The organism is Ruegeria sp. BG10, assembly GCF_056538575.1.
In genome coordinates, this window is sequence record NZ_JBQFTI010000002.1 from 447,347 (window position 1) to 470,095 (window position 22,749).

Here is a 22,749-nt window from a genome sequence, read left to right on the forward strand (position 1 = left end):
CTGCATATGGCTAATACACAGCGGCGTGTTTCATGGGTATTCTGGCAGAATTCCGGCCAGATGGCGCGTTTTGTCCGGATTGCGGATGCTGTAGATCGCTGTGATCTGTCCGTGGTCGATGTCCAGCGATGTGGCCTGCAGAATGTCCCCCGGTTCCAGACTCAATACGGCAGGTAAGCCATTCAGCCGGCAGAACTGCCAGGGCCGGATGCGTTTATCTGACCGCTTGCGGGCCAGCCCCTGAAACAGCCGGATCACCTTGTCGCGGCCGAATATCGGGTTGAGTGTCGCCGGCACCTTACCTCCGCCGTCCGTATACAATTCAACATCCTGCGCCAGCATTTGGGTCAGTGCGGCTGTGTCACCGCTTTTGGATGCGACAAAAAAGGCCCGGGTCAGGGCTTCGCCACGGTCTGGTTCCACCGGTGCGCGCGGCTTGTTGCGCTGTACGTGTTTGCGGGCGCGGCTGACTAGTTGCCGGCAGGTGTCAGGCCCGCGATCCAGGGCTTGCGCCAGTTCGCCATAGGAATGTTCGAACACGTCATGAAGCAGAAAAGCCGCCCGTTCGAGCGGGGTCAGACGTTCCAGTGCCAGCAGCAGCGCCACCGAAACGTCGCGGTCCAGCCGTTCCGTGGCGTCGTCGGTCATCAACGGCTCCGGCAGCCATTCTCCGGGATAGGTCTCGCGCCGGGACCGGGCGGCCCGCAGGTGATCCAGACACAGACGGGTCGTGACCCGGATCAGATACCCGACGGGATCTTTGACCTGACCCTGATCAACCCGCTGCCAGCGCAGAAATGCGTCCTGCACCACGTCTTCGGCATCACTGACGGCTCCCAGCATCCGATAGGCAACCGCGAACAGGCGCGGTTGCAGATCGACAAAAGTCAGGTCCTCAAGATCGGGGGTCTTGGTGTTCACGCGGCAGAGGCCTCCTTTGTGGCAGGATGTGGGATGGCAAAGCCGATGGCAATGCGATTCCAGGCGTTGATCGCAGTGATGACCAGCGTCAATGCAACCTTTTCCGGGTCCGAGAACTGCGCCGAAATTGCCTGATAAGCGTCATCCGGGGCCCCTTCATCCGCGATGCGGGTCAGGGTTTCCGCCCAGACCAGCGCGGCGCGTTCACGCTCGGAATAAAGCGACGACTCGCGCCATGCATTCAAAAGGTGCATCCTGTCCTCGCTCTCGCCATGCGCCCGGGCGTCATGGGTGTGCATATGGATGCAAAAAGCGCAGCTGTTGATCTGCGACACGCGCAGTTTGACAAGCTCGATCAGGCTGTGTTCCAGGCCCGACTTTTTCAGGGTTTCTTCCATATCGAGCATCGGTTGTAATAGTTGCGGGGCAACGGCGAAATGATTGAGACGGGGTTGCATGCATAGCTCCTGTTTCTGTGGTGTTTGAATACAGGACGCGGCAGAGGGGCGATGTGTGACATGCAGGCGAAAATATTTTGGTACCACCCATGTCGCCTTTCACCATTCTACTCCAGAGGTATGTTTTGCGCTGCCTTCAGTTCTGCGCGGGTTCTTTCTTTAAATCGCGTGAAAATGACAGGCAAATTCGTACAGCTCCGTTGGCAAAATCGACGACTCGGCGGCCAGTTCCGGGATGTAGCCGGCGAGGCCGATATCCTAGCTCTGGCCTGGCATCAGGCGATAGACGCGCTCGGAACTTATCGACACATTATCAGTGCGAATGCTCTTGGCCTATGCTGGGTCCTTTGAGATCCGGTCCGAAAGATTTTGAGGGTTGCCGTCTTCGCCGGCCGAAGTCGGCACAAAAGTTTCAAGGCGGTCTTTGCGGAACGAAACCACCGCCTCCAAACTCAGGGCCGTGTCAGCGCCCAGAACCGCAGGGGCAGGGCGATCGCCGCTGCCACCAGACCCAGAGTATAGCCAATCCAGACGCCGACCGCTCCGAGATCAAAAAGGAATCCCAGCGCATAGCTGGCCGGCAAAGCAAGCGGCCAATAGGCTGTCAGGGTAATGATCGTCGGCAGATTCATGTCCGACATCCCCCTGAGCGCACCCAGCGCGGTGCCCTGAACGCCATCTGCGACCTGCAGCAGTGCCACGATGAAAAACAGCGTGACCGCAAGGTCAATGACGGCCGGATCATCCGACATGGTTTCCGCCATCACACGGCCAGCGGTAATGAAGACGATGGCGGCAACCGCCTGCCAGAGCGTGACCATCACAAAAGACGCCTTCAGGATCGGTCTGAGCCTCTCCTGACTTCCTGCGCCGACCGCAAGACCGACACGGATCGAGGCCGCGCCCGCCATGCCAAGCGGGATCATATAGGCCAGCCCCGCAAGCGCGTTGACGATCTGATGGGCGGCCAGCGCCTCGGCCCCCAACCAGCCCATCATCAAGCCCACCACAGCGTAGGCCCCGCCCTCACCAGCGTATCCAAGACAGAGCGGCAGGGCGTCCTTGGCCTGTGACCAGACATCCGCCCAGGCAACTGTCACCCGCTGACGAAAGGCGGCAAGCCCGGGCGCGCGCATCAGCACATAAATCCCGGCAACCAGCGACGTACATTGTGAGAGTATGCTGGCCAGACCCGCGCCCAGAATTCCAAGATCAAGGATGTGAATGAAGGCATAGTTTGCGGGTACGTTGAACAGGACCCCCAGATACGACAGCGCCACAGCCGTCCAGGGCCGTCCGACGGCGTCGAACAAAGCCTTCAGGCCAAAAAACAGCGTAAAAGGCACGATCCAGATCGCCATCGACATCCAGTACGGCAGCAGGATTGCCAGAACCTCCTTGGGTTGTCCCAAAGGACCCAGCAGCGGATAGAGTGCCATCATCACCAATGTCGCGCCGCCGCCGCCCAGAAGGCACAACAACAACCCGCTGCGCAACGCCAGCGCAACCCGCGCGGCATCGCGCGCGCCTTCGGCCTGGCTGATCTGAACGGAAATTGCGGTGATCACGCCCCAGAGGGCGGAAATCAGGATGATCAGAACGGCTGTGGTCACGCCTGCCGCCGCCAGCGGGACCGTCCCGAGCGGAGAAATCATCGCCGTATCTACGACACCAATCAAAAGCGCGGCGGCCAGCCCGACCATCAGCGGAACGGCCAGCCGGATCAGCGGCATGAACTCGGCGCGGGTGGGCGCCTGCGAAATCAGGATTTGGTCTGTCATGGGTCACCTGCCGGACAAGGTCCGGCGAAAAAGTCGCGGTAAGGAGCTTTATGCTCGGAAGGAAGAGGGGCTGCTCAGCCCTGCGACGGGAACACCATGAGATTGGTCCTTTTGGGGACAAGTTAACGTGTAAGGTTCTAAGGGAATAATTGACCGGCGTCCAGATTGCTTTTGCAGGGCTGTTTGCCGAACCCTGGTGATGTCAGGATTGCGCGGTGTTTGCCGGTATGTTGTGGGGGGCACTGGCCAGACCAGCCTCTAATTGGCAGCCGCGTGCGCAAGGTCATGCAGGAATTTTGCACTTTGGTCGTCGGCCGGAAAAAACAGTTCAATCTTCATATCGTCCAGCGTGACATCCGTGACCGTACTGAATTGCGCAATGGTTCCAAACAGGGAAAGCCGCTGACCCCCAAACCGGTAGATCGTTGAAATTGTCGGCCCGATCACCGCGTCACTGCGGGCGTGTCCCTGTTGCGACAACGCGCGCGCCGCCGCATCCAGTTCGGGTATACCGCCCGCATTGGCGCTTTCGGCGCGAAGACGCAACATCGTGTGATGCGCGACCTCGGGCCAGTTTTCGACAAGTTCAGCCATCAGCGGGCTGGTCACCAGTTCCAGCAGGCTTTGCCCCTCGCCGATCCCCAGCGGCTTGAACAGCCTTTGCGCACCGCTGTTGAGCATTACAACCGTCCAGAGCCGGTCCAGCACCATTCCCGGGTAAGGGTTATGTTGCCGAAGCGTCCATTCGACCGCGTCCCGGATTGGCGACATCGCCGCGTCATCAATCGGCGTTGCCGCAAAACGTGGCGCAAACCCTTCGGCGCGCATCATCTGATTGCGGGTATCGACCGGAACGTTCATGACCTCGGACAGGTGAAGGATCATGTCCGGGCTGGGCCGGGACCGCCCTGTTTCAAGAAACGAGATATGGCGCGCGCTGACTTCGGCTTCGACCGCAAGGTCCAGCTGGCTCATCCTGCGTCGCTTTCGCCACTCTTTCAGCATGCCGGGGTAGGGTGTCATGGACCGAGCTTAGCAAGAGACCGGACAGAAATCACTTACCTCTGAGGTAATTGATTTGCATCCGCCGCGCGTCGCATGAAGGACGCATATCGAAAGGAGACGATCATGACCCAACAACAGTCCGCGATGCGGATATCTGGCGGTGTTCTTGTCGCGACCGGGGTGCTTCTTGCGCTGGCGGCGCTGCCGTTCCTGCACCCCGTCGCGCATATCTTTCTGCAAATTGCGTATTGGCCAATTCACGACGTTCCCTCGGAACTGACGGTTCCGTCGCCCTTGTTGCTGGTCATCTCCGGCGGCCTTACGGTAGGCTTGGGGGGGATGCAGTGGGCGCTGGGAACCTATGTTGCCCCGGTTTCGGCGGTGGCCGCGGCCAGGACCGCACAGATTGCGGCATGGTCCTGGTTTTGCGTCGACAGCTCAGGCTCTGTTCTGGTGGGCGCACCCTTCAACGTCGTTCTGAACCTGTCATTTCTGGTCCTGATCCTGATGTCCTGCCGCCCCCGGACGGCAAGCGAACACGCAACATCCTGATGCGATGCGGCATCCATTGGGATAGAAAAGAAGGACAGGCTATTCCAGAAAACCGTCGATGGTCGAGGCGACATCAACCGCGGTTTTCACATCGGACATGCTGGTGTTCTCAAAGGCGCTGCCGCTTTCGACGCTTGGCCTGAGCCGCTCATAAATGGACAGGATCTCTTCTTCCAGTTTGGCCGGCTTGTCTTCGGACCAGCCGGCCTTGGTTTTTGCGATATCCGTCGCAAGTTTCATCAGATCAAGGCGCTGAGGCAGAGTTAACATGGGTCGTTTCCGGGTTTTGCTGCAATGTCAGGACCTTCCTACGGCACAGCGGTGGAACGGGCAGAGTGAGTCACCGTTAAATCCGTGACGGCCGGACCTCAGTCCAACGCCCCGGTTCTGCGCAGCGCCTCGGTCATTTTCTGTGAGATGTCCGATGGCACATGCCAGATCGCGTAGAGTGTTCGGATAAACCGGTCTACATCGGGAATGTTGGTCTTCAAGGCCGACAGGGTTGAACCCAGGTCAGCGTCCGGTTCCGTGTAGGGGACGCACATAAGCTCAAGCACTTCAGAGCCATTCCACATGCCACCACCGACCTTGCGCGCCGCTGACCGCGCACCGCTGTAGTCACCGTTCATGAAACAGATCAGGAACGTGCCTGCGTGGTACCAGCCGGGCGGGTTGGGGCTCAGCTCGATCGCCCGGGCGCTCAGTCTCGCGGCCTGTTCCAGATCGCCGCGCAGGGCAAAGCAGGCCGCCAGATCGGCCAACATGTCCGGATAGTTCGGATTGGCGCGCAAGGCTTTTTCTGCCGCTTCTTCAAAGCTTTCGAACTCGCCGCGATGAAAATGGGTCAGAAACAATGCGTGTTGGCCGGTGGCATTCAGCGGATCCAGAGCGACTGAACGCTGCGCAGCCTCAAGCGCACGATCGAAGGGCGGGGGGGACTTGCGAAAATTGAACCCGCCGCGCACTTCGTCGCCGTAGACAATCGCGAGCATCCCCCAGGCTCCGGCATATTCGGGATCAATCTCAACGGCGCGCTCCAGCAGGTCGCGGACCTTCTTGTGTTTTTCAGCCGTAGGCTCACGCCAATATTCGGTGGCCAGCAACCGGCACTGATAGGCGTCCATCGTGTGCGTCTGCGCCCTGCGTTGCACGGCACCCGTTCGGTGGATCACGCCATGGGGTTCCGCGATTTCCGTGGCGATCCGCGCGGCAATGTCGTCCTGAATTTCAAACAGGCTGTCCGCGCTCAGGTCGCGGTCATACGTGTCCGCGGAAACCTGTTGGCCGGTATCTGCATCTATCAACTGGGCGGTCACGCGCAGCTTGTTGTCCCAATGGCGCACGCTGCCTTCGACCAGATACTGAACATCCAGTTCGCTTCCGACCGCGCGCGGATCGCGGCCGCGCCCGCGAAAGCGAAAGGTGACGTGCCGGGACAGCACGCTCACCTCGCGAAACCGGGCGATGGCCGAGATGATTTCCTCGGTGAACCCGTCGGCCAGGTATTCCTGCGACGGGTCTCCGCTCAGGTTGTCAAAGGGCATCACGGCCACCGCGACCCGTCCGGTTGCCGCCGGGGGCGTTTCGGCATCGGTCCGGCGTTCGGGGTCAAACGCGATCTCAAAAACCGGGGCGTAGGACCCCTTGGGAATATGGATCCTCACCGGGTCCTCGCGCCCTTCCTGAGCGTAATAGAGATCCAGCCGGCTGCGCATTTTATTGGCCTGAACCCGAACGATCGTGTCGAAGGTGGGGTCGAAATCCTCGGGCTTGTCGAAAACGTCAATGCCGATTGCATAGCCTTTCAGCGTCTCGGACCGGCCCGCCAGCGCTTCGCCGACAATATGCGACAGAAAGCGGTTCAGGCGCGTGGTATCCGCGAAATGCGGACTGACGAGGACGCGCTTCAGCTGTTCCTGAATAGCGCGCGGATCTATGGCAGAGCTTACTTCGGCAAGCATGTTTCCCTCCGTCGCTCAACTTTGTCCGATGACGGGCCGCGTCACAAGACAGCGCGGCGGTTTAACCGTGACTCACTCGGACGCGGGCCGGGGATTTGCGAGGGTCCGGGTCATGGCGCTCAAACGGGCCCAGCAAACACATGACCCATGAAAGGACTGAACCATGACAAAATTTTCCGAATTCGTACAGAAAGCCAAAGACGACTATTCCCGTGTCGAGGACGAGCTGAAATCGTTCGAACAGAAGGTCAGGGACGCGGGCGACGCGACCGACAAGTGGACCCAGGAACAGGTGACAAAGCTGAAATCCGACCTGCAGGAAGCAAAAGACAAGGTCACCGAACTTGCCGACCGCATCCAGCAAGAAGGCGAAGACGCCGTGACGGACGCGCATGATCAGGCGAAGAACCATTGGGAGGCCCTGCACGCCGCCGTTGCCGCCTATCGCGATCATCTCGACAAGTCGGTCGCCTGACCCTGATCCCGGAGGTCGACATGACTGATTCAGTTAATGAAACCGTGCCGAATCCCGCGCTCATGGAAGAGGCCGCCGGTTGGCAGCCTCGACCAGTCTGGCTGATCGTGCTCGGCGTCGCCATGCTCTGTGTCGGGCTGTGCACCGTAGCCTTCCCGCTGATGTCCACGCTGGCCGTCGAAGCCTTTGTCGGCGTGGCCCTGCTGGGCGGAGGCATCGTCACAGCGATTCAGGCATTTGCGGAAAAGGCGTGGAAAGGGTTCTTCTGGCTGTTGGCCATCGGTGTTCTGAACGCGCTTGCGGGGCTTTTTCTGTTGCTTGATCCGTTCGGCGGCGTTCTGGCACTGACCCTTGCGCTTGGCGCGGTTTTTCTGGCCGAAGGTGTGTTGCGGATAGTAATTGCCATTCGGTCGCGTCAGGAACGGCCCATGGCGCTGATGATTGCGTCCGGCGCGATGGCCATCCTGCTTGGCGGGCTGATCCTGACCGGTATCGTCAATGGCTCGTCCCTTGTTCTGCTGGGGGTTCTTGCCGGCCTGAACCTGATATTCGCCGGTGTGTCCTTGATGTCTTTGGGGCTGTCGCAGCGGTCCTCGGCGCATGGGGGGCCACAAGCTTAAGCGTGTCCCGGCGGACCCGGAATGGCAGGGGTATCTGATGCTCCTGCTTTCTGTTTTTGTCGGGCTGCGCTGCTATTTACCTTGCCCTCCGCCCGGGTGTCTTCAAACAACCGGACCATGCGGTCCAGAAACCACAGCTTGCCACCCATAACCAGCAGCAACCCCAGAAGCGTCGGCCAGAATTGAAGCTGCCAAAGCCCCCAGACCAAGGGGCCGATACCGACCGCGCTGACTGCGGCCAGAACAAGAGGCATCTGGCGGTGCCTTGCAGGGATCGGCGATTTCGCCCGCGCAAGCCAGATCCGTTCCCCAAGTACACCTTTGGACATCCAGTTATCCGGGTTGCCCGTTTTGCGGAAGGCGCGCGGGTTCCACCAAGTCCAAAAGACAACAACAACGATCGGAACAAGGCACCACCAGCCCAGCCAAACCCGGCTCCAGACGGCCAGAACGAACAGGGGCGGGATGCTCAGGCGGCTCCAGCCGCTCCACGGGTTGGTGTGCCGGTCCCAGACGTCGTCGGACATCGACATGAGCTGTTCCAGAATGCTGCGATCGGTCATCGAACCCTCTTCCGAAGCTGGATCGCAATTATGGCTGTTTCTGCCCGTGTCGGCCAGAGCGGCAGGCAAAGCGCACCGCCCTGATCACAGGCATCAAAGACCCGAGATATCCACATACACCCGGTAATCCGCGATCCTGTCCTCGCGAAAGTTGAACCGTGCAGCAAAGCGCACGTCGTGCGTGCTTTGGTCCTTGCGCGTGTAGTGAACGGTGCCGTCGCAGAACGCGGTATCGCCGCTGGACCAGATGCCGGTGATGGTATGTTGCATACCCAGGATCGTGGCAAAGAACCCCGCGTTCGCGGCTTGCACGGCTGCGCGCCCGTCAATCTGTTCGAAATTGCCAAGCTGGAATTGAACGTCTTCGGTGACATGCTCGACAACGCCGGCTTCGTCCAGCGCGTCAACAGCGGTATAAAGGGACGCGATCCGGGGCGCGTGGGCCGCTGTGGTGGGGGCCGTGATTTGCATGTTTTGGTTTCCTTTTCTGTTTGAAAGTTATCGGTGGGTCTAAGTCTGGTTGGCCTGTGACCGTCGGTGCAGGACCGGCGGGAGTTTCAGGTGACGGTTGGTGACGGCAAGCCCAAGGAACAGGATTGCGAGGGACCCCAGCAGCCCAAGGCCAAGAGGTTCGCGAAAGACAATTGCCCCGATTGCGATGCCGGAAAGCGTGGCAAAATAGCCGACCTGCGCGAACCCAACGCCATCCGTGCGCCGCTGAACTTCGAAGGTCAGCGCATAGCTGAGCGCGGTGATGGATCCGATGCCGAAAATTGCGCCAAGCAGGGCAGGGGGCACCGAGACGTCGCTGATTGTGCTGCCGCGTCCCAGTAGCAGGGCGGAAATCAGCAACAGCTGTGACAGAAGCGTTCCGGTCGCCAGCCCCAACGGATCGCCGCCGGGCGGGTAGGCATAGCTACGAAAGACGTTGCCGCAGGCCAGAAACAAGGGCCCCAAAAGCGACAGGGCAATCCACGCCGGCTCGACACCCGACAGGTCAAACCCACCCATGGTGGCAAGGCTGACCCCGGCAAGGCCGATCAGAATACCAACCAGGCGATGCAACGGCAGCATCCTGCGCGCGATCAGTGCCGCTATCGCAAAGGTAAACAGCGGTGACAGCGTGACGAGGGCGGAATAGAACCCAAGGCTCACGTGCTCCAGCACCAGAAACCCGATCAGTGCGGGGCCGCTGACACCGAAAACTCCGGCACCGACATAATAGGGAATGTGCCGCGTGTTGAGCGCCACACGCTTCTTCGACAGCAAACACAACGCCAACAGCGCGATGCTTGCCAGCAAAACCTGCCAGAACAACGCGGTCAGAGCTGATATTCCCGCCATCGAGACGAATTTGGACAAAGTGAAACTGACCCCCACCAGGACACCGATGGCCATGATCAGCGCTGATACAGGGGATCTTCTGACAATATCAGGCATCACGCGGCCCCCATTTCCGGCACATCGGTTAAGCGCAGAGAAGCCGGGCCGATCGGGATAATTCCGCTGGGGTTGATGTGCCGATGGCTGAGGAAGTAGTGCTGACGGATATGGGCCATGTCCACAGCGTCAGCCACGCCCGGCAACCGCATGATGTCGGCCAGATAGCGGGACAGGGCAACATAGTCGCTGATGCGTTTGTAGTCGGTCTTGAAGTGGGTCACATAGACCGGGTCAAACCGCAGAAGTGTCGGAAACAGCTTCAGGTCAACCTCTGTCAGCACGTCTCCAGCCAGAAACCGGCGTTGGCCAAGCGTTTCTTCAATCGCGTCGAGGCAGGCAAAGAGCGCCGTTACGGCCTCGCCATACGCGATCTGGCTGGTTGCAAACCCGGCGCGATAGACGCCTTCGCGGATCGGTGACTGAATTTGTTCGGCGATCCGGTCGATTTCGTCGCAAAGATGGGACGGGCGAAGATCGGGTCCCGCAGCATCGGGAAACGCCGTCTGAAACATGCGCATGATCTCGGCCGATTCGGTGCTGACGATCCGGCCCGTCACCTTGTCCAGCAGCACAGGCACGCTAATCGGACCCGTGTAGTCCGGCTTGGCGTGCTGATAGACTTCGTAAAGGAAGCGGGTGCGCTCGACGCCGCTTTGGTCGTTGAACAGGGTCTGGTCGATGACCCAGCCGTTTTCCGACATGATCGGGTCCATCCAGGTGATGCTGAACGCATCGCGCAGGGCCTTCAAAGTCAGAACCAGATCGACGCCGTGACACCAGGGGCAGGCTTTGGATAAGTACAGGTGATACCGGCCCGCCGTATTCGGGAATGGGGCGCCCGGCTGCGCGCTGATGTGGCTCCTGAATGGGCTTTGCAGGCGGTGAAAACGGCCGTCCGAGGCCGGCGGTTTATCACGCAGTATTCCGTTGATGAGCATCTTGGGCATGTCAGCCTCCGGCATTAACAGGACATGCCCACAACCTATTTACCTTCTATTTCGATGATAATCGTGTGATACGGAAACTTATAGGCGAGAAAAACTCGCCCAAAGGAACTTAAACATGACTGAAATTGGCGCTATCCCCGTTTTTGTTGCTGTGGCGGACCATGGCGGGTTCGCAGCCGCCGCCCGGCATCTGGGTCTGACGAAATCAGCGGTCAGCAAGCGGATCGGCGTGCTGGAGGCCCATCTGGGAACGCAGCTTTTTCATCGGTCGACGCGGTCCATTTCCCTTACCGAGGCGGGCGAAATCTATCTGGCCCATGCGGCGCAGGCGCTTGGCGCAGCGCAGGACGCCGAAGACGCGGTTGCGGCGTTGCAGGGGCAACCGGTTGGATTACTACGGCTCAGTACACCCATGTCCTTTGGACAGCTGCATGTTGCGCCTCTGATTGCTGCATTCCTCAGGCAATATCCGGGGATCAGAATTGATCTGACGATGGATGACAAATTTGTCGATCTCGTCGAAGGGGGCATCGACGTGGCCTTGCGCGCAGGCACGCTACCGGACTCGGCCCTGATCGCGCGCAGACTCGCCCCGATCCACAGCGTGATTGTCGCTTCGCCGGATTATCTTGCGCAGTCCGGAACGCCAGAAACACCCGAGGATCTTCTGACGCACACCTGCCTTCACTACGCCTATTCGCGTGACCCCTCGGAATGGCGCTTGGCCGGTCCCGCGGGTGACGTGCGCGTTCAGACATCCGGTGTTCTGCGCGTGAACAACAGCGAAGCCCTGTGCACCGCGCTTCTTGACGGGCTCGGCATCGGTCGCCTGCCGACCTTTATCGCCGGGGCCCACCTGACCAGTGGCCGTTTGGTCAGGGTGCTGCCCGACTATCGCCTGCCTGAACAGGCGCTTTACGCCGTCTTCCCCGAGCGAAAGCACATGCCGGCGAAAGTGCGGGCTTTTCTGGATTTCATCGTGGGACGTATCGGGCGCGACGTGCCTTATTGGGATTTAGATGCAGGTCCGCTTTAGGGGCAACAGCTGAGGACCAATGTAACCCATAAGGATGATTATGTTAATAGAAGTTCTTGCGCGGCCAAACCAACGCGCCCGGATCCCGGACGATTTCAACTTCGTGACTCGTACCGGAACTCGCCGCCGCACGCGGCTACCTGTTGCGGGGATGGGATTTTGCCAGGCGTTCATTGCCCCGGCGGTAATTTCCCGTGATGCGGGCCATCTCCTGTTGCTGAGACGCAAAGTCCATGGACTCCATGTCTTCCAGAAACCAGTCAGCCTTTTCGCCCCTGAGGGTTGTTGCCGGCTTCCCGTGATGCGTTATTTTCAGGTCGCCTCCTTTAAGGCGCTTATACGAGAAACCCAAATCTTCTGCTGCCATGATCCTGCCTGCCTGCTGTTTGCGCATGGGTATATCGGGATTGAGGAAGCTGCGTAAAGCGTCTTGGTACCCGAGGGGCTGCGATCAATTCCGTTGGCTCAGCCATCGTCCGGCCACTCGGACAGAAAGAACCTGTAGCTGGGGCTTTGTCGGTATGCAGGAAATTCGGCGTCAATTTCCAAGAACGCAGCCTTTGCGGCCTGGCTCTTGCCGAGCCGTTCCAGGGCGAAGGCCAGATGAATGCGCCCGGGCAGGAATTTCGAATTGCGGGCAACGGTGCGCTGAAAATGCGACAGGGCGGTTTCGTAATCTCCCAGCGCGATATAGGCCCTGCCAAGTGCAAGCGTGTAGGTTACGCTGTAATTCGGGTTGAGCGCGATTGCCCGGTCGATGGCTTTCAGCGCCCCGTCGCCGTCCCCGGCCGCAGACAGGATCATGGATTTCCACAGCAGCGCATCCGCCGCGTTCGGATCAAGCCGGATCGCCTTATTGACGACCTCGGCTGCGCCTTGCAGATCACCCTGCCACCTGAGTGCCCATGCAAGGTTGGCATGCGCCATTGGCAGTCCCTGATCTATGCTGATGGCCTTCTTGGCCAGCGCATTGGCTTTGTCGACCGGGGCGTGTTCTGACGGGATTATGCCGCCCAGAAAGGCGAATGTCAGTGCGCGGGCTTTCCAGGCATAGGCTTCGGCAAAGTCCGGGTCTGCATCAATGGCGGCCTGAAACAACGCGACGGCTTCGTTCACGCCCGTCGCATCCAGATGCCAGAAACGTTCCTGCCCCCGCAGGTAGAGGTCGTACGCTTCGACGCTTGCCGTGTTTCTGTGGATCAGCCGCTCGGCCTCGGTGTCGGACAGCACCACTTCCAGCGCTGATACAATCTGCGAGGTCACCTCGTCCTGAACTTTGAAAACATCCGACAGGTCGCGATCAAACCGCGCGGCCCAGACATGCGCCTGGGTTGCAACATCGATCAGCTGGGCCGTTATTCTGAGCCTCTCCCCTTGTCGGCGAACGCTACCTTCCAGAACATAATGGACGTTCAGGTCATCGCCGATTTTACTGATACTGACGGGCCTGCCCTTGTAAACAAAGGTCGAATGCCGCGCGATCACGCGCAGGTCTGAGATTACGGACAGATCCGTTATGATGTCTTCCGAAATCCCATCGCTGAAATAGTCCTGGCTTGGATCGGTGCTCATGTTGTCAAAGGGCAGAACGGCGATTGAGATTTTGCCGCCGGCGTCGCGCGGCGTCAGGACAGGGCCGCTGGTAGTGGCAAATACAAACCAAAGCGCCAAAGCCGCCCCGCAGGCCAGTACAGCTGCGGCCAGGTAGACCGCTGTCCGACGCGGCGGGCTGCTGTCTGACAGCCGATCAGGGCGCGCATCCGGGGCGTCAGCCTTATCGACACGCCGGGAAAACACCGGTTCGTACCCGCCGCGCGGCAGATCGATGACGATCGGATCGTCTGCGCCGGTCGTTGCATAATATTCGGCAAGCTTGGAGCGAAGCCGCCCTGCCTCGACCCGGACAATGGAATCCGAGGTCGGGTTGAATTCCTGGCTCCGATCAAAAACGTCGATACCAATGCTGTATTGGCCCAGGTCTTTTGTCCGGTTTTCAATCGCCGCCTCGACGATGTAACGCAAAAACCTGCCGTGGCGTTCCCCGTGCACGAAGTAATCGCTTTCGAGAACGCGCTCAAGCTGGTCTCGAATGCGTTTCGGATCGACGTTTTCGGGGTTGGGTATGTTTGGTCTCCCCTGTCCTGTTCGCCAGGTAACTTTAGGTCAGGGCAAAGGATTCGACCACCTAAGCGTTCCGACTTGGATCTGGCGATTGAGGGGATTGGTCAAATCGCACCCCGGGACAGTGAGCCGGCCCAAATTGCGACACCTCTCATAACAGTCTGTAATTGCTGCGTTTCGCATACCGTAACCTGCGTTACTAACCGTAACCATCTCGTATCGCGACGGGAACGTCCGCATGTTCCTCCTGCAAAACGGAGGCACCACCCATGCGCCATTTCTTTGACCGACAAACCCCCGCCACAGCGTTTCCGGACGCTATAACCCGCGCATCCGCCGCGATTGCTCCGGTTGTGGCCGGCGCGCTGCTTGCTGTGACTCTGGCCGTCTCGCCAGCCCGCTCGACCGAAACCGTCCCTGCGGGAATGGCGACCCGGCTGGCCCCCGCGCCGGCCTTCAGCGCGTTCGGCTCAACGGGCATTGACCGCAGCTACCACTTCGAAATCTCGTTTCTGGAGACCGTGCTGTCTTATGCGCCCAGCGACGATCCCAATCCCGTCTTTCTGCTGGCGAATTCTTATATCGTTGCGCGTCAGCAAGCCGAGGGGATTGCCTATTTCGAACGCCAATTGTCCGAATACGGCGGTCAGATGTCCGACGAAACGCGCGCGACTTATCTGGCCGCGCTGGCTTTGTTAAGGGCAACCTATGCCGATGACGTCTCGTTGTTGCGCCGCATTGGCTGGATGCGTGACACCTTCCGCATGCTGGAAGAGGCCGATGCCATTTCCAAAGGATCGCATCCGTTGGTGAAATGGTCCGCCGGGCTGGTATACGCTCAGGTTCCCGGGTTTTTCGGCAAGCGCGCCGCGGCGGTCGATGCGCTGACATGGTTGCTGGACCACCCCGAAAGTGAGCCGACATCCGGGTTCTACCGCGAAGCCTACAGATACCTTGCCGATCTTCTGGAGGACGAGGAAGCCCTGCCGCGCACAGACGATCTGAAAATCCGCTCCGGGTATCGCGGTGATCCGCCTGCGGTTCCCTTCACCGGCTGGTTTGCATCGACTTTTGACGAGGGTCTGCAATTCGCGCCGACCCCCTGGATGGAAGAGGTTGTACCGGACCGCGTCTTTGCGTTGCGCGGGTTCGGTTTCTCAGATTTCCACTTCGTCGTTTCCGCCGATGGGCGGCACCTGATTGCCATCGACGCGGGTACGCAGCCGTTCAGCGCCAGCGCCGCAATGGACTATCTTGCCGAACAGCGCCCGGATCTGCCACCGCTGAGCCATGTGCTTGTGACCCATGCCCATTGGGATCATATCGGCGGGCAACTGCATTTCCGTGTAATGTCACCCCGACCGCAATTCATCGGGCATGACAATTTCGAGCACACCGTTCACAAGAACACCGCCCGCACGCCGCGCTACAAGCAGTTTCGCAGCCTGCATTGGCAAGATGACTGGGTTACAAATTATCGCCCGGATATCGTGATCTCGGAACCGACGGATATGGAGATCGGCGGCTCGCCGGTGCGGTTTGTGCCCACCACCGGCGGCGAGACCGAAGACGCGCTGTTGATCCACTTTCCTGACCTTGGCACCGTTTTCGCGGGTGATGTCCTGATGCCATTCTTTGGTGAACCTTGGGAAGAAGAAGGCAGCGTGAACGGCGCGCTTGAAGCGATAGATGCGCTTTTGGATATGCAGCCCGACCGCATTCTGCACGGCCATTACGGTATCACCATCATCTACGACGTTCACCAATTGCCCGCGTTCCGGGATGCGCTGGCCTGGCTGGCGCGGGAAACCCGGCGGCATATCGATGCCGGGTATTCGGTAGCCGACATCATCAAGCTGGACCTCATTCCGCCCGGCATCAAGGACCACCCCGAGGTTTTTCTTGGCTATCTCGCCGCCTATGAGGCCGCGATCGGCAGGATTGCCGACAGCATGACGGGGATCTGGCAGGAAGACGTCACCGGTCAGGCGCCCGGCGGGCTGGATGTCATCGGGTCAGTGGAATACGGGCGGATGCTGTCCGACTACCTTGGGCTTTCGCACAGCCGTATCGCCAAGGGCATCCGCGAAATGCTGGATGGGGGTGACAATGCCCTGGCGCTGCGGATGGCGGTCTCGGCCCTCACCGTGTCACCGGAAAACGCCGAGTTCCTGGCATTGCGCAATGAGGCGGCAGATCGTCTGCGCAGCGCCAACCAGTATTTCAACCCGTTCAAATTCGCCACCTATACCGAACTGCGCGAGACCGAACAACATCCCATCCCTGCCACCCGCGATGATGCGGATGATCACCATGCCGACGCTGCCGGTCATTGACCGGCGGTCTGTCCGCAAATGGAAGGAGGACGAACATGGAACGACCCGCAGCGCTGCGGCGCGCAAATCTTCAATCCGCCGCGCATGAAATCGGAGTGACCGACGCGTTTCTGGATGCTGTGGTCGACGACTTCTACGCACGTGTTCGAAAGCACCCGGCCCTGGCACAGGTTTTCAACGACCAGATCGGCGACGGGTGGGATGCGCATCTGGACACGATGAAACGCTTCTGGCGGTCGGTGGCGCTCAATTCCGGGACCTATTCCGGCAAGCCGGTGATCGTTCACTTGCGTATTCCGGCGATCTCGCCCGGTCAATTCGGCATCTGGCTCGGGCTCTTCGAACAGACGCTGGACGCGCTGTCACCAACCGCCGCGGCGAAGGCCCATATGATGCTGCGCGCCGAGCGCATTGCGCGAACTCTGAGATCAGCTGTCGACTCAAGAGACGGGTGTGTGACATGACCCGTCCCGAAAGTCATCCTGCGGTTCTTTTGTTGAAGGTCAGGAAGAGTGCGGGAACCAAGGTCCTTACTCAAATCACCCGTCCTGCCGCGCTGACCCGAAGCCGCCGGTATCATCGTCCCCGGCGCTTGTTCCGTGTGCGGAGTGCCGAAGCAGATTGCCCGGGTTTCCACCCTTTACCCGGATTCTTTTTCGTCCAGCGCAATCAGAAAAGACTTGAGCAGCGCGTCAAGTTCGGCCCGGTCGTCGGCGGGAACATCCGCCACCAGCCGGTGCTGCGTTTCGACATGGGCGGACACGGCGCGATCAATCACATCGAACCCCTGGTCGGTCAGCGCGATCAGAAAGCCGCGCCCGTCCTCGGGGTTGGGAATGCGTTCGACAAACCCGATCTTGACCAGCTGATCGATCCGGTTCGTCATCGTGCCGGACGTCACCATGGTCGAAGCGATCAGCGCGCTGGGGGTCAGCCGATACGGGCTGCCGGACCGTCGCAAGGTCGCCAGCATGTCAAAACTTGCGGCGTTCAGCCCATATTCCGCCCAGGTCTTCTCCATCTCGGTCGTCAGGCGCTGGGTCAGGCGCTTCAGGCGACCGATCAATCCCATCGGAGCGACATCAAGATCCGGGCGTTCCCTGCGCCATTGGCTGAGAACAGTGTCAACGTGGTCTTTCGGCATGCTCTCGGTCCTCGTTCAGTTTTCCTTGACGTCAAGTTAGAATCAAATTACCTTGACATCAAGTCAAATTCACCTTTCCGGCAAGATCTAAATCATCCTCCCTTGTGCCAGGCCCCCGTGCCGCGGCGGATGCCACTCATCCTTGGGTCAGGGCGCGACTGGGACACCATGTTTGCCGACGGACTCCTGAATTCGGGCCGGACGTTGTGCCGCCCGTATTAATCAAGGCTGAAACCCATGACTGCTGACAGATCGGACAAATACCGAAAGGCGCCGGTGATCTCCGAACCTGAATTTGCGACGGTGCGGGTGTGGTTGGCGGACGGGTTCAGCGATCTGCGGCGGTTTCTGCCACAGAGTTTAACCTTTGGCATTCTTATAGTCGCCGCGATTTGGGTCATAGGCTGCATGTTCGTCATGTTGGGGCTGGCCTGGATGCTTTTGCCTGCCGCGGCGGGCGCAGTGCTGATTGGCCCGTGGTGACCTCTTACCTGTACCATTTGGCGCAGCAGCGCTCGGGGACTGGGCCGAGACAGGCGAACACGTCCCAACTGGTTCTGACCGGGATCATACTTACGGTTTTCGCCCTGGTCTGGATCCGGGCTGCGACCATCCTTTTTGCGGTTTTCTTCGGCCTCCGGCCGTTTGCCGGGCCGTTGGAAACGATGACGGTGAACGGCCCGGCACGGTCTGCCGAAACAGATGCACCCGCTCCCCTGGTGCATCCGGCGGAGTAAGGATCATGGACACAGCCCATCAAAAGCTTGAACGCCACGGTCTCGGGTTTGCCGCGATGATCCTGTTCGTCGCCTCCATTGGCGGCATTGTTGAGATTGCGCCACTGTTCACCATCGAAAACACGGTCGAAGAGGTCGAAGGCATGCGCCCCTAAACGCCGCTGGAACAGGCCGGGAGGGATATCTATGTGCGCGAAGGTTGCCATGCCTGCCACAGCCAGATGATCCGCACGCTGCGCTCGGATGTGGAACGGTACGGGCATTTCAGCCTTGCAGCCGAGAGCATGTATGACCACCCGTTCCAATGGGAATCCAAGCGCACCGGCCCCGATCTGGCGCGCATCAGTGGCAAGTATTCGGATGCGTGGCACGTCGCGCACATGATTGCACTCCGAGAACTGGTCGAAGGGTCTGTCATGCCCGGCTACGCGTTCCTTTCCGATGCCTGGCTTGACACGGCTGCTTTTCCCGCGTCGCTACGTGCTTTGCAGCGTGCAGGTGTGCCCTATTCAGAGGAGCAGATTACCAATGCTGCATGGGATGCGCAGGCACAGGCTGACGCCGAATTCCGGGGCGAAGACGGTCTGCTGGAACGCCATGGCGAAAACGTTCAGATCCGCGACTTTGACGGAGACCCGCGCAGGCTGACTGAGATGGACGCGCTGGTGGCTTACCTTCAGGTGCTGGGTACGCTCGTGGATACTGATGTGCTCAGCCCCGAGGACGTGATCCGATGACCCATGACACGGTGTTGCTGTTCTTGAAAACCTGGGGCGCGATTTACCTGCTTGTGGTGTTTCTGGCCGCTGTTGTCTGGGTCTATTGGCCTTCCAGAAAGCCCGTTTACAAACGGGCGGCCAGAGCGCCGTTTTCCAACCACGAGGATCGGCCATGCCGGTAGAACGCGACCCGATCTCCGGCACGGAAACGATTGGCCACGAATGGGATGGCATCAAGGAACTGGCAACGCCGGTTCCCTGGCCCGCGCGTTGGGCGATGATCCTGACGATTGCCTTCTCGGTTCGTTACTGGATTCTGTTTCCGGGCTGGCCGATGCCGAGTGACTTCACGCGCGGCATCCTTGGCTACAATTCGCGGCAGGCTGTGCTTGAGAGTGTCCGCGCCGGGACAGATGCACGCGCGAACCTGACGGCCGCGTTTGCAGATCAGGACATCCTTGTGATCGCGCAGGATCATGACCTTCGTTAAACCTACGAATCCGCAATCGAAGTCTTGTATCTTGACAATTGCGCAGCCTGCCACGGGCGCGATCTGTCCGGTCAGGCTGGCTTTCCCAGCTTGCGCGATAACCATTGGCTGTGGTCCGGCGACCCAGAAGAGATTGAGCTGACGATCCGGTACGGCATCAACGCCGCGCATCCGGATACACGGAACGCCCAGATGCTGGCGTTTGGTCGTGACGGTATCCTGTCAAAAGATGAGGTTTCCGATGTCACCGAATATGTGCCCTCTCTTTCTGCCCGGTCCAACGATCCGGTGGCCGGTGCACGGGGCGCGCAATTGTTTGCGGATTAATGCGCCACCTGCCACGGGGAGACCGGTGCGGGTGGGCTGAACATTGGAGCCCCAGCGCTGTCTGATGCGTCCTGGATATACGGTTCCTCCTGGGACAGCATCAGGGATTCGATAACAATCGGGCGCATTGGAGTCATGCCCGCGTGGGAGGGCCGATTGTCCGATGCGGATATCAGGATGCTGACCGCATATGTCATCTGGGCTGCCGAGGATGATAGCCATGCCAAATAACGCCCCGAAACGTGCGTCGCGTGCCGCTTTCGCAGCGATCACTGCTCTTTTGCTGGCCTATGCCGAGTTCAAAGCGTGGAACATCAGCGTTGCTGTTGAAGCCTTCCGCGCGCAACAAATGACTGCGGGCACCTCACGCGCGGCAAAGTAGGTTTTTCAGCCGTTCCGCTGGAAGTTCGCTGGCTGAGCAGATCATCAGAGCTCACTTCGCCATTTATCTTGACTTCAAGTTAAAAATGTTTATCTTGAAGTCAAGATAAAGGAGATCGCCATGACCCGCTGGGCCGATACCGCACTGACTGCTCTGGCTCCGATCGTTTGGGGCAGCACCTACTACGTCACGACCGAATTCCTGCCGGACGGGTATCCGGTTACGGCTGCGGCACTTCGGGCGCTGCCGGCGGGGCTGATCCTGTTGTTGATCGCGCGGCAGTTGCCCTGGGGCATCTGGTGGCTGCGATCGGCCGTTCTTGGTGCACTCAACTTCACCCTGTTCTGGGCGTTCCTGTTCATCGCCGCTTACCGGCTGCCGGGTGGTGTCGCCGCCACCGTTGGCGCGGTTCAACCGCTGATCGTCGTTTTTCTGGCGGCGTTGCTGCTGGGATCTTCGGTGCGCCCGGCTGCGTTGGTCTCGGCGTTAATCGGGATTGCCGGGGTCGCGTTGCTGGTGCTGACGTCGACGATGGCGCTGGATGGCTGGGGCATCGCCGCTGGGCTTGGCGGAGCGCTGGCCATGGCCGCCGGAACGGTTCTGACCCGCCGCTGGCAGCCGCCTGTTCCGCTGCTGACCTTCACGGCCTGGCAACTGACCGCTGGTGGGGTGCTGCTGTTGCCGCTGGCCCTGACGCTGGAACCCGCGCTGCCGCAACTGACCACGGCGAACCTACTTGGCCTGTCCTACCTGACCCTGATCGGTGGCGCGGTCACCTATCTGCTCTGGTTCCGCGGCATCGCCCGGATCGAGCCGTCATCGGTGTCCATCCTCGCCTTTCTCAGCCCCGTGGCCGCGGTGGTCATCGGCTGGGCCTTGCTGGGGCAATCGCTGTCCGCCGCCCAATTTGCAGGTGCGGCCATGATCCTGCTTTCGGTCTGGGTCGGTCAGAACCCCGACCGGTTCAGCCGCCGTTCGGCTTTTCCAAAACTCACCCCTCAACTTCAATCATGGAGGTTCAAATGAACATCATCGTATTTGGCGCAACCGGCGACGTTGGCTCGCGGATCGTAACCGAAGCCGTGGCGCGTGGTCACAATGTCACCGCTGTTGTCAGGGATAACGCAAAGGCCGGGGCTCTGCCGAAAGGCGTTGCGGTCCGCGCGGCGGACGCCACCGACACCGCATCGGTTGCACAAGCGATGGCTGGTCATGATCTGGCCATCACCGCCCTTCGGCCACCGCAGGGGCAGGAAGGTGAACTGGTTCGGCTGACCCGGTCCATTCTGGAAGCCGCAAACTCGCTGAACCTGCGTGTGATCATTGCCGGTGGTGCAGCGCGCCTGCGGTTGCCGAATGGCAGCCCTCACACCGTGTTGACGGACCCCGAATTCCTGCCCGACGACGTGGTCCCGATTGCCCGCGCGTCGCAGGCGCAGGCAGAGCTGTGTGCCAGCATGCCGACAGTTAACTGGACCTATGCCAGCCCCTCCGCGATGCTGACGCCGGGTGTACGCAAGGGTAAATTTAGGCTCGGCACTGACACGTTGATCGTAGATGACGACGGAAACTCTGCGATTTCGATGGAGGACTTTGCCGTTGCAATCGTCGACGAGGCCAGTGCGGCCGCCCACAGCCGGTCGGCCTTCACCGCTGGTTACTGAAGCTGCGTTAAGCGTGCGGCTGGACCCGGAGATCACGGTTCAGCCGCTTCGCATCATCCCGACCGGAAATGCAGCGCCAGAAAATCAATCAATGCGCGCACGCGGGCCGTCAGGTGACGATTGGGTGGGTAGAGCGCATAAAGGCCGAAGTTCTCGGTCTCATAGTCCTGAAACAGATGTTCCAGGGCGCCCTCTTCCAGACTGCGGGCAACCACATAATGCGGGCAACGTGCGATGCCCAGCCCGGCAATCGCCATGTTGGCAATCGCTGCGGGCGCGTTGGCGTGAAACACCCCGGCGACCTTTACTACAAAATCCCTTGTCCCGGCCCGAAACCTCCACGCGGTTGCGTCGGCCGGGTTTTCGTCAATCAGGCAGTTATGCGTGGCCAAGGCCATCGGATCACCCGGACGCCCCCGTTCCTCCAGATACTCAGGTGACGCGCAGACGATCAGCGGCATATCCGACAGTTTTCGCGCAATCAGGGTCGAATCCCGCAATACGCCGATCCGCACGGCCAGATCGAAACCTTCTTCGACAAGCGCCACGCGCGAATCCGACAGTTTGAGGTCGATATCGACCTGTGGATGCGCCCGCAGGAACGGGGCCAAAGCCTGTGTCAGGTTGATGCTGCCGAACCCGGTTGGCGCTGTCATCCGGATCGGCCCGGCCAGCGCCGATTGCCGTTCCTGAACAAGGTCTTCCAGCTCGTCGATTTGCTCTACGATGGGGCGGCAGCGTTCGAGGTAGGCAACGCCTACATCGGTCAGCGACACGCTTCTGGTGGTGCGGTTGAACAGTTGGGTCGACAGCCTGGCCTCCAACTGGGCGACGTATTTGCTGACCAGTTTGGTCGACAGGCCCAGCCGCCGCCCGGCCGCGGTGAACGAGCCCTCATGAGCGACGGCCATAAAGGCCCGCATCGTGTCGATCGTATCCAACGCACCGCTCCTTCGTCTTATTTGGTGTTCATCCCATTATACCCGAAATGTTCATAGTCACTGAATGAAATGTGGGATTATAAATGAAACAGGCTTTTGTCATGTTTGGGCCAGTGATTGCTGACG

At 59.9% G+C, this 22,749-nt stretch carries 27 protein-coding genes and 2 pseudogenes; 15 read left to right on the plus strand and 14 right to left on the minus strand.

What is annotated here, in order from left to right; translation table 11 throughout:
- Positions 1–30 precede the first annotated feature (30 nt).
- From ACR0D8_RS12980 to ACR0D8_RS12995, 4 genes are all read right to left on the minus strand, one after another.
- Positions 31–921, minus strand: a complete 891-nt coding sequence (locus ACR0D8_RS12980; RefSeq protein WP_480647016.1) for a sigma-70 family RNA polymerase sigma factor — start codon at positions 919–921, stop codon at positions 31–33.
- Positions 918–1,379: a carboxymuconolactone decarboxylase family protein gene (locus tag ACR0D8_RS12985; protein ID WP_480647018.1), complete on the minus strand. Its 462-nt coding sequence runs from the start codon at positions 1,377–1,379 to the stop codon at positions 918–920. The genes ACR0D8_RS12980 and ACR0D8_RS12985 overlap by 4 nt, the downstream gene beginning before the upstream one ends.
- A 452-nt stretch (positions 1,380–1,831) precedes the next feature.
- Positions 1,832–3,160 carry an MATE family efflux transporter gene (locus ACR0D8_RS12990; RefSeq protein WP_480647020.1) on the minus strand — a complete coding sequence of 443 codons (1,329 nt, stop codon included), beginning with the start codon at positions 3,158–3,160 and terminating at the stop codon, positions 1,832–1,834.
- 258 nt (positions 3,161–3,418) lie between these two features.
- Entirely contained in the window at positions 3,419–4,183 is a 765-nt protein-coding gene (locus tag ACR0D8_RS12995; protein ID WP_480647022.1) for a helix-turn-helix domain-containing protein, read from the minus strand.
- 105 nt (positions 4,184–4,288) lie between these two features.
- On the opposite strand from ACR0D8_RS12995, the gene ACR0D8_RS13000 reads away from it, so the two are divergent.
- Positions 4,289–4,717, plus strand: coding sequence for a hypothetical protein (locus ACR0D8_RS13000; RefSeq protein ID WP_480647023.1), 429 nt, complete (start codon positions 4,289–4,291; stop codon positions 4,715–4,717).
- Positions 4,718–4,756: 39 nt separating this feature from the next.
- Here the strand turns inward: ACR0D8_RS13000 and ACR0D8_RS13005 are convergent, their stop codons facing one another.
- Positions 4,757–4,987, minus strand: a complete 231-nt coding sequence (locus ACR0D8_RS13005; RefSeq protein ID WP_480647025.1) for a hypothetical protein — start codon at positions 4,985–4,987, stop codon at positions 4,757–4,759.
- A 98-nt stretch (positions 4,988–5,085) separates the two neighbouring features.
- Positions 5,086–6,678: a tetratricopeptide repeat protein gene (locus ACR0D8_RS13010; RefSeq protein ID WP_480647027.1), complete on the minus strand. Its 1,593-nt coding sequence runs from the start codon at positions 6,676–6,678 to the stop codon at positions 5,086–5,088.
- A gap of 163 nt (positions 6,679–6,841) precedes the next feature.
- On the opposite strand from ACR0D8_RS13010, the gene ACR0D8_RS13015 reads away from it, so the two are divergent.
- A complete protein-coding gene (locus ACR0D8_RS13015) occupies positions 6,842–7,153 on the plus strand; it encodes a hypothetical protein (protein WP_480647029.1) in 312 nt (103 codons plus the stop codon).
- A gap of 20 nt (positions 7,154–7,173) precedes the next feature.
- A complete protein-coding gene (locus ACR0D8_RS13020) occupies positions 7,174–7,773 on the plus strand; it encodes an HdeD family acid-resistance protein (RefSeq protein WP_480647031.1) in 600 nt (199 codons plus the stop codon).
- On the opposite strand, the gene ACR0D8_RS13025 is transcribed toward ACR0D8_RS13020, so the two are convergent.
- From ACR0D8_RS13025 to ACR0D8_RS13040, 4 genes are all read right to left on the minus strand, one after another.
- Positions 7,770–8,336: a DUF6653 family protein gene (locus ACR0D8_RS13025; protein ID WP_480647033.1), complete on the minus strand. Its 567-nt coding sequence runs from the start codon at positions 8,334–8,336 to the stop codon at positions 7,770–7,772. The genes ACR0D8_RS13020 and ACR0D8_RS13025 overlap by 4 nt on opposite strands.
- A 93-nt stretch (positions 8,337–8,429) precedes the next feature.
- Positions 8,430–8,807: a nuclear transport factor 2 family protein gene (locus tag ACR0D8_RS13030; RefSeq protein ID WP_480647035.1), complete on the minus strand. Its 378-nt coding sequence runs from the start codon at positions 8,805–8,807 to the stop codon at positions 8,430–8,432.
- 39 nt (positions 8,808–8,846) lie between these two features.
- Positions 8,847–9,776 carry a DMT family transporter gene (locus ACR0D8_RS13035; RefSeq protein ID WP_480647037.1) on the minus strand — a complete coding sequence of 310 codons (930 nt, stop codon included), beginning with the start codon at positions 9,774–9,776 and terminating at the stop codon, positions 8,847–8,849.
- Positions 9,776–10,726 (minus strand): glutathione S-transferase family protein, encoded by a 951-nt coding sequence (locus ACR0D8_RS13040; RefSeq protein ID WP_480647039.1) that lies wholly within the window; start codon positions 10,724–10,726, stop codon positions 9,776–9,778. Before ACR0D8_RS13040 ends, ACR0D8_RS13035 begins: the two co-directional genes overlap by 1 nt.
- 115 nt (positions 10,727–10,841) lie before the next feature.
- Between ACR0D8_RS13040 and ACR0D8_RS13045 the strand changes: the two genes are divergently transcribed.
- A complete protein-coding gene (locus ACR0D8_RS13045; RefSeq protein ID WP_480647041.1) occupies positions 10,842–11,762 on the plus strand; it encodes a LysR family transcriptional regulator in 921 nt (306 codons plus the stop codon).
- 136 nt (positions 11,763–11,898) lie between these two features.
- Here the strand turns inward: ACR0D8_RS13045 and ACR0D8_RS13050 are convergent, their stop codons facing one another.
- Positions 11,899–12,156 (minus strand): hypothetical protein, encoded by a 258-nt coding sequence (locus ACR0D8_RS13050; RefSeq protein ID WP_475164184.1) that lies wholly within the window; start codon positions 12,154–12,156, stop codon positions 11,899–11,901.
- 71 nt (positions 12,157–12,227) lie between these two features.
- The gene (locus ACR0D8_RS13055; protein ID WP_480647043.1) at positions 12,228–13,811 is read right to left on the minus strand and encodes a tetratricopeptide repeat protein; all 1,584 of its coding nucleotides are present in this window, start codon (positions 13,809–13,811) and stop codon (positions 12,228–12,230) included.
- A 341-nt stretch (positions 13,812–14,152) separates the two neighbouring features.
- Here ACR0D8_RS13055 and ACR0D8_RS13060 point away from each other — a divergent pair, with 341 nt between their 5' ends.
- Complete coding sequence (locus ACR0D8_RS13060; RefSeq protein ID WP_480647044.1) at positions 14,153–16,219, plus strand: MBL fold metallo-hydrolase; 2,067 nt, start codon at positions 14,153–14,155, stop codon at positions 16,217–16,219.
- 35 nt (positions 16,220–16,254) lie between these two features.
- Positions 16,255–16,683 (plus strand): group III truncated hemoglobin, encoded by a 429-nt coding sequence (locus tag ACR0D8_RS13065; protein ID WP_480647046.1) that lies wholly within the window; start codon positions 16,255–16,257, stop codon positions 16,681–16,683.
- A 176-nt stretch (positions 16,684–16,859) separates the two neighbouring features.
- Here the strand turns inward: ACR0D8_RS13065 and ACR0D8_RS13070 are convergent, their stop codons facing one another.
- Positions 16,860–17,363, minus strand: coding sequence for a MarR family winged helix-turn-helix transcriptional regulator (locus tag ACR0D8_RS13070; protein WP_480647048.1), 504 nt, complete (start codon positions 17,361–17,363; stop codon positions 16,860–16,862).
- A 237-nt stretch (positions 17,364–17,600) separates the two neighbouring features.
- Between ACR0D8_RS13070 and ACR0D8_RS13075 the strand changes: the two genes are divergently transcribed.
- The 9 genes and pseudogenes from ACR0D8_RS13075 (at position 17,601) to ACR0D8_RS13115 (ending at position 21,682) form a co-directional block, all read left to right on the plus strand.
- Entirely contained in the window at positions 17,601–17,846 is a 246-nt protein-coding gene (locus ACR0D8_RS13075; protein ID WP_480647049.1) for a hypothetical protein, read from the plus strand.
- 259 nt (positions 17,847–18,105) lie between these two features.
- Positions 18,106–18,837, plus strand: a pseudogene (gene ccoO / locus ACR0D8_RS13080) (cytochrome-c oxidase, cbb3-type subunit II).
- Entirely contained in the window at positions 18,834–19,001 is a 168-nt protein-coding gene (locus ACR0D8_RS13085; protein ID WP_480647051.1) for a cbb3-type cytochrome oxidase subunit 3, read from the plus strand. Before ccoO ends, ACR0D8_RS13085 begins: the two are co-directional and overlap by 4 nt.
- Positions 18,992–19,309 (plus strand): cbb3-type cytochrome c oxidase N-terminal domain-containing protein, encoded by a 318-nt coding sequence (locus ACR0D8_RS13090; RefSeq protein WP_480647053.1) that lies wholly within the window; start codon positions 18,992–18,994, stop codon positions 19,307–19,309. Before ACR0D8_RS13085 ends, ACR0D8_RS13090 begins: the two co-directional genes overlap by 10 nt.
- A 24-nt stretch (positions 19,310–19,333) precedes the next feature.
- On the plus strand, positions 19,334–19,636 hold the full coding sequence (locus ACR0D8_RS13095; protein ID WP_480647054.1) for a c-type cytochrome: 303 nt from the start codon (positions 19,334–19,336) through the stop codon (positions 19,634–19,636).
- Positions 19,637–19,648: 12 nt separating this feature from the next.
- Positions 19,649–19,867, plus strand: a pseudogene (locus ACR0D8_RS13100) (c-type cytochrome); the annotation flags it as partial.
- Positions 19,857–20,018, plus strand: coding sequence for a hypothetical protein (locus ACR0D8_RS13105; protein WP_480647056.1), 162 nt, complete (start codon positions 19,857–19,859; stop codon positions 20,016–20,018). The pseudogene ACR0D8_RS13100 and the gene ACR0D8_RS13105, both read left to right, overlap by 11 nt.
- A gap of 120 nt (positions 20,019–20,138) precedes the next feature.
- Positions 20,139–21,044, plus strand: coding sequence for an EamA family transporter (locus ACR0D8_RS13110; RefSeq protein WP_480647058.1), 906 nt, complete (start codon positions 20,139–20,141; stop codon positions 21,042–21,044).
- Complete coding sequence (locus ACR0D8_RS13115) at positions 21,041–21,682, plus strand: NAD(P)-dependent oxidoreductase (RefSeq protein WP_480647060.1); 642 nt, start codon at positions 21,041–21,043, stop codon at positions 21,680–21,682. Before ACR0D8_RS13110 ends, ACR0D8_RS13115 begins: the two co-directional genes overlap by 4 nt.
- 53 nt (positions 21,683–21,735) lie before the next feature.
- On the opposite strand, the gene ACR0D8_RS13120 is transcribed toward ACR0D8_RS13115, so the two are convergent.
- The gene (locus tag ACR0D8_RS13120; RefSeq protein WP_480647062.1) at positions 21,736–22,623 is read right to left on the minus strand and encodes a LysR family transcriptional regulator; all 888 of its coding nucleotides are present in this window, start codon (positions 22,621–22,623) and stop codon (positions 21,736–21,738) included.
- Positions 22,624–22,749: the final 126 nt, after the last annotated feature.

Bases quoted from the DNA above. Each gene is read 5' to 3' on its own strand.
- ACR0D8_RS13090 (WP_480647053.1), top strand. From the start codon at position 18,992: ATGCCGGTAGAACGCGACCCGATCTCCGGCACGGAAACGATTGGCCAC.
- ACR0D8_RS13070 (WP_480647048.1), bottom strand. From the start codon at position 17,363: ATGCCGAAAGACCACGTTGACACTGTTCTCAGCCAATGGCGCAGGGAA.
- ACR0D8_RS13065 (WP_480647046.1), top strand. From the start codon at position 16,255: ATGGAACGACCCGCAGCGCTGCGGCGCGCAAATCTTCAATCCGCCGCG.
- ACR0D8_RS13015 (WP_480647029.1), top strand. From the start codon at position 6,842: ATGACAAAATTTTCCGAATTCGTACAGAAAGCCAAAGACGACTATTCC.
- ACR0D8_RS12985 (WP_480647018.1), bottom strand. From the start codon at position 1,379: ATGCAACCCCGTCTCAATCATTTCGCCGTTGCCCCGCAACTATTACAA.
- ACR0D8_RS13045 (WP_480647041.1), top strand. From the start codon at position 10,842: ATGACTGAAATTGGCGCTATCCCCGTTTTTGTTGCTGTGGCGGACCAT.
- ACR0D8_RS12995 (WP_480647022.1), bottom strand. From the start codon at position 4,183: ATGACACCCTACCCCGGCATGCTGAAAGAGTGGCGAAAGCGACGCAGG.
- ACR0D8_RS13105 (WP_480647056.1), top strand. From the start codon at position 19,857: ATGCCAAATAACGCCCCGAAACGTGCGTCGCGTGCCGCTTTCGCAGCG.
- ACR0D8_RS13050 (WP_475164184.1), bottom strand. From the start codon at position 12,156: ATGCGCAAACAGCAGGCAGGCAGGATCATGGCAGCAGAAGATTTGGGT.
- ACR0D8_RS13110 (WP_480647058.1), top strand. From the start codon at position 20,139: ATGACCCGCTGGGCCGATACCGCACTGACTGCTCTGGCTCCGATCGTT.
- ACR0D8_RS13075 (WP_480647049.1), top strand. From the start codon at position 17,601: ATGACTGCTGACAGATCGGACAAATACCGAAAGGCGCCGGTGATCTCC.
- ACR0D8_RS13025 (WP_480647033.1), bottom strand. From the start codon at position 8,336: ATGACCGATCGCAGCATTCTGGAACAGCTCATGTCGATGTCCGACGAC.
- ACR0D8_RS13005 (WP_480647025.1), bottom strand. From the start codon at position 4,987: ATGTTAACTCTGCCTCAGCGCCTTGATCTGATGAAACTTGCGACGGAT.
- ACR0D8_RS12990 (WP_480647020.1), bottom strand. From the start codon at position 3,160: ATGACAGACCAAATCCTGATTTCGCAGGCGCCCACCCGCGCCGAGTTC.
- ACR0D8_RS13115 (WP_480647060.1), top strand. From the start codon at position 21,041: ATGAACATCATCGTATTTGGCGCAACCGGCGACGTTGGCTCGCGGATC.
- ACR0D8_RS13030 (WP_480647035.1), bottom strand. From the start codon at position 8,807: ATGCAAATCACGGCCCCCACCACAGCGGCCCACGCGCCCCGGATCGCG.
- ACR0D8_RS13060 (WP_480647044.1), top strand. From the start codon at position 14,153: ATGCGCCATTTCTTTGACCGACAAACCCCCGCCACAGCGTTTCCGGAC.
- ACR0D8_RS13085 (WP_480647051.1), top strand. From the start codon at position 18,834: ATGACCCATGACACGGTGTTGCTGTTCTTGAAAACCTGGGGCGCGATT.
- ACR0D8_RS13035 (WP_480647037.1), bottom strand. From the start codon at position 9,776: ATGCCTGATATTGTCAGAAGATCCCCTGTATCAGCGCTGATCATGGCC.
- ACR0D8_RS13010 (WP_480647027.1), bottom strand. From the start codon at position 6,678: ATGCTTGCCGAAGTAAGCTCTGCCATAGATCCGCGCGCTATTCAGGAA.
- ACR0D8_RS13000 (WP_480647023.1), top strand. From the start codon at position 4,289: ATGACCCAACAACAGTCCGCGATGCGGATATCTGGCGGTGTTCTTGTC.
- ACR0D8_RS13020 (WP_480647031.1), top strand. From the start codon at position 7,174: ATGACTGATTCAGTTAATGAAACCGTGCCGAATCCCGCGCTCATGGAA.
- ACR0D8_RS13040 (WP_480647039.1), bottom strand. From the start codon at position 10,726: ATGCCCAAGATGCTCATCAACGGAATACTGCGTGATAAACCGCCGGCC.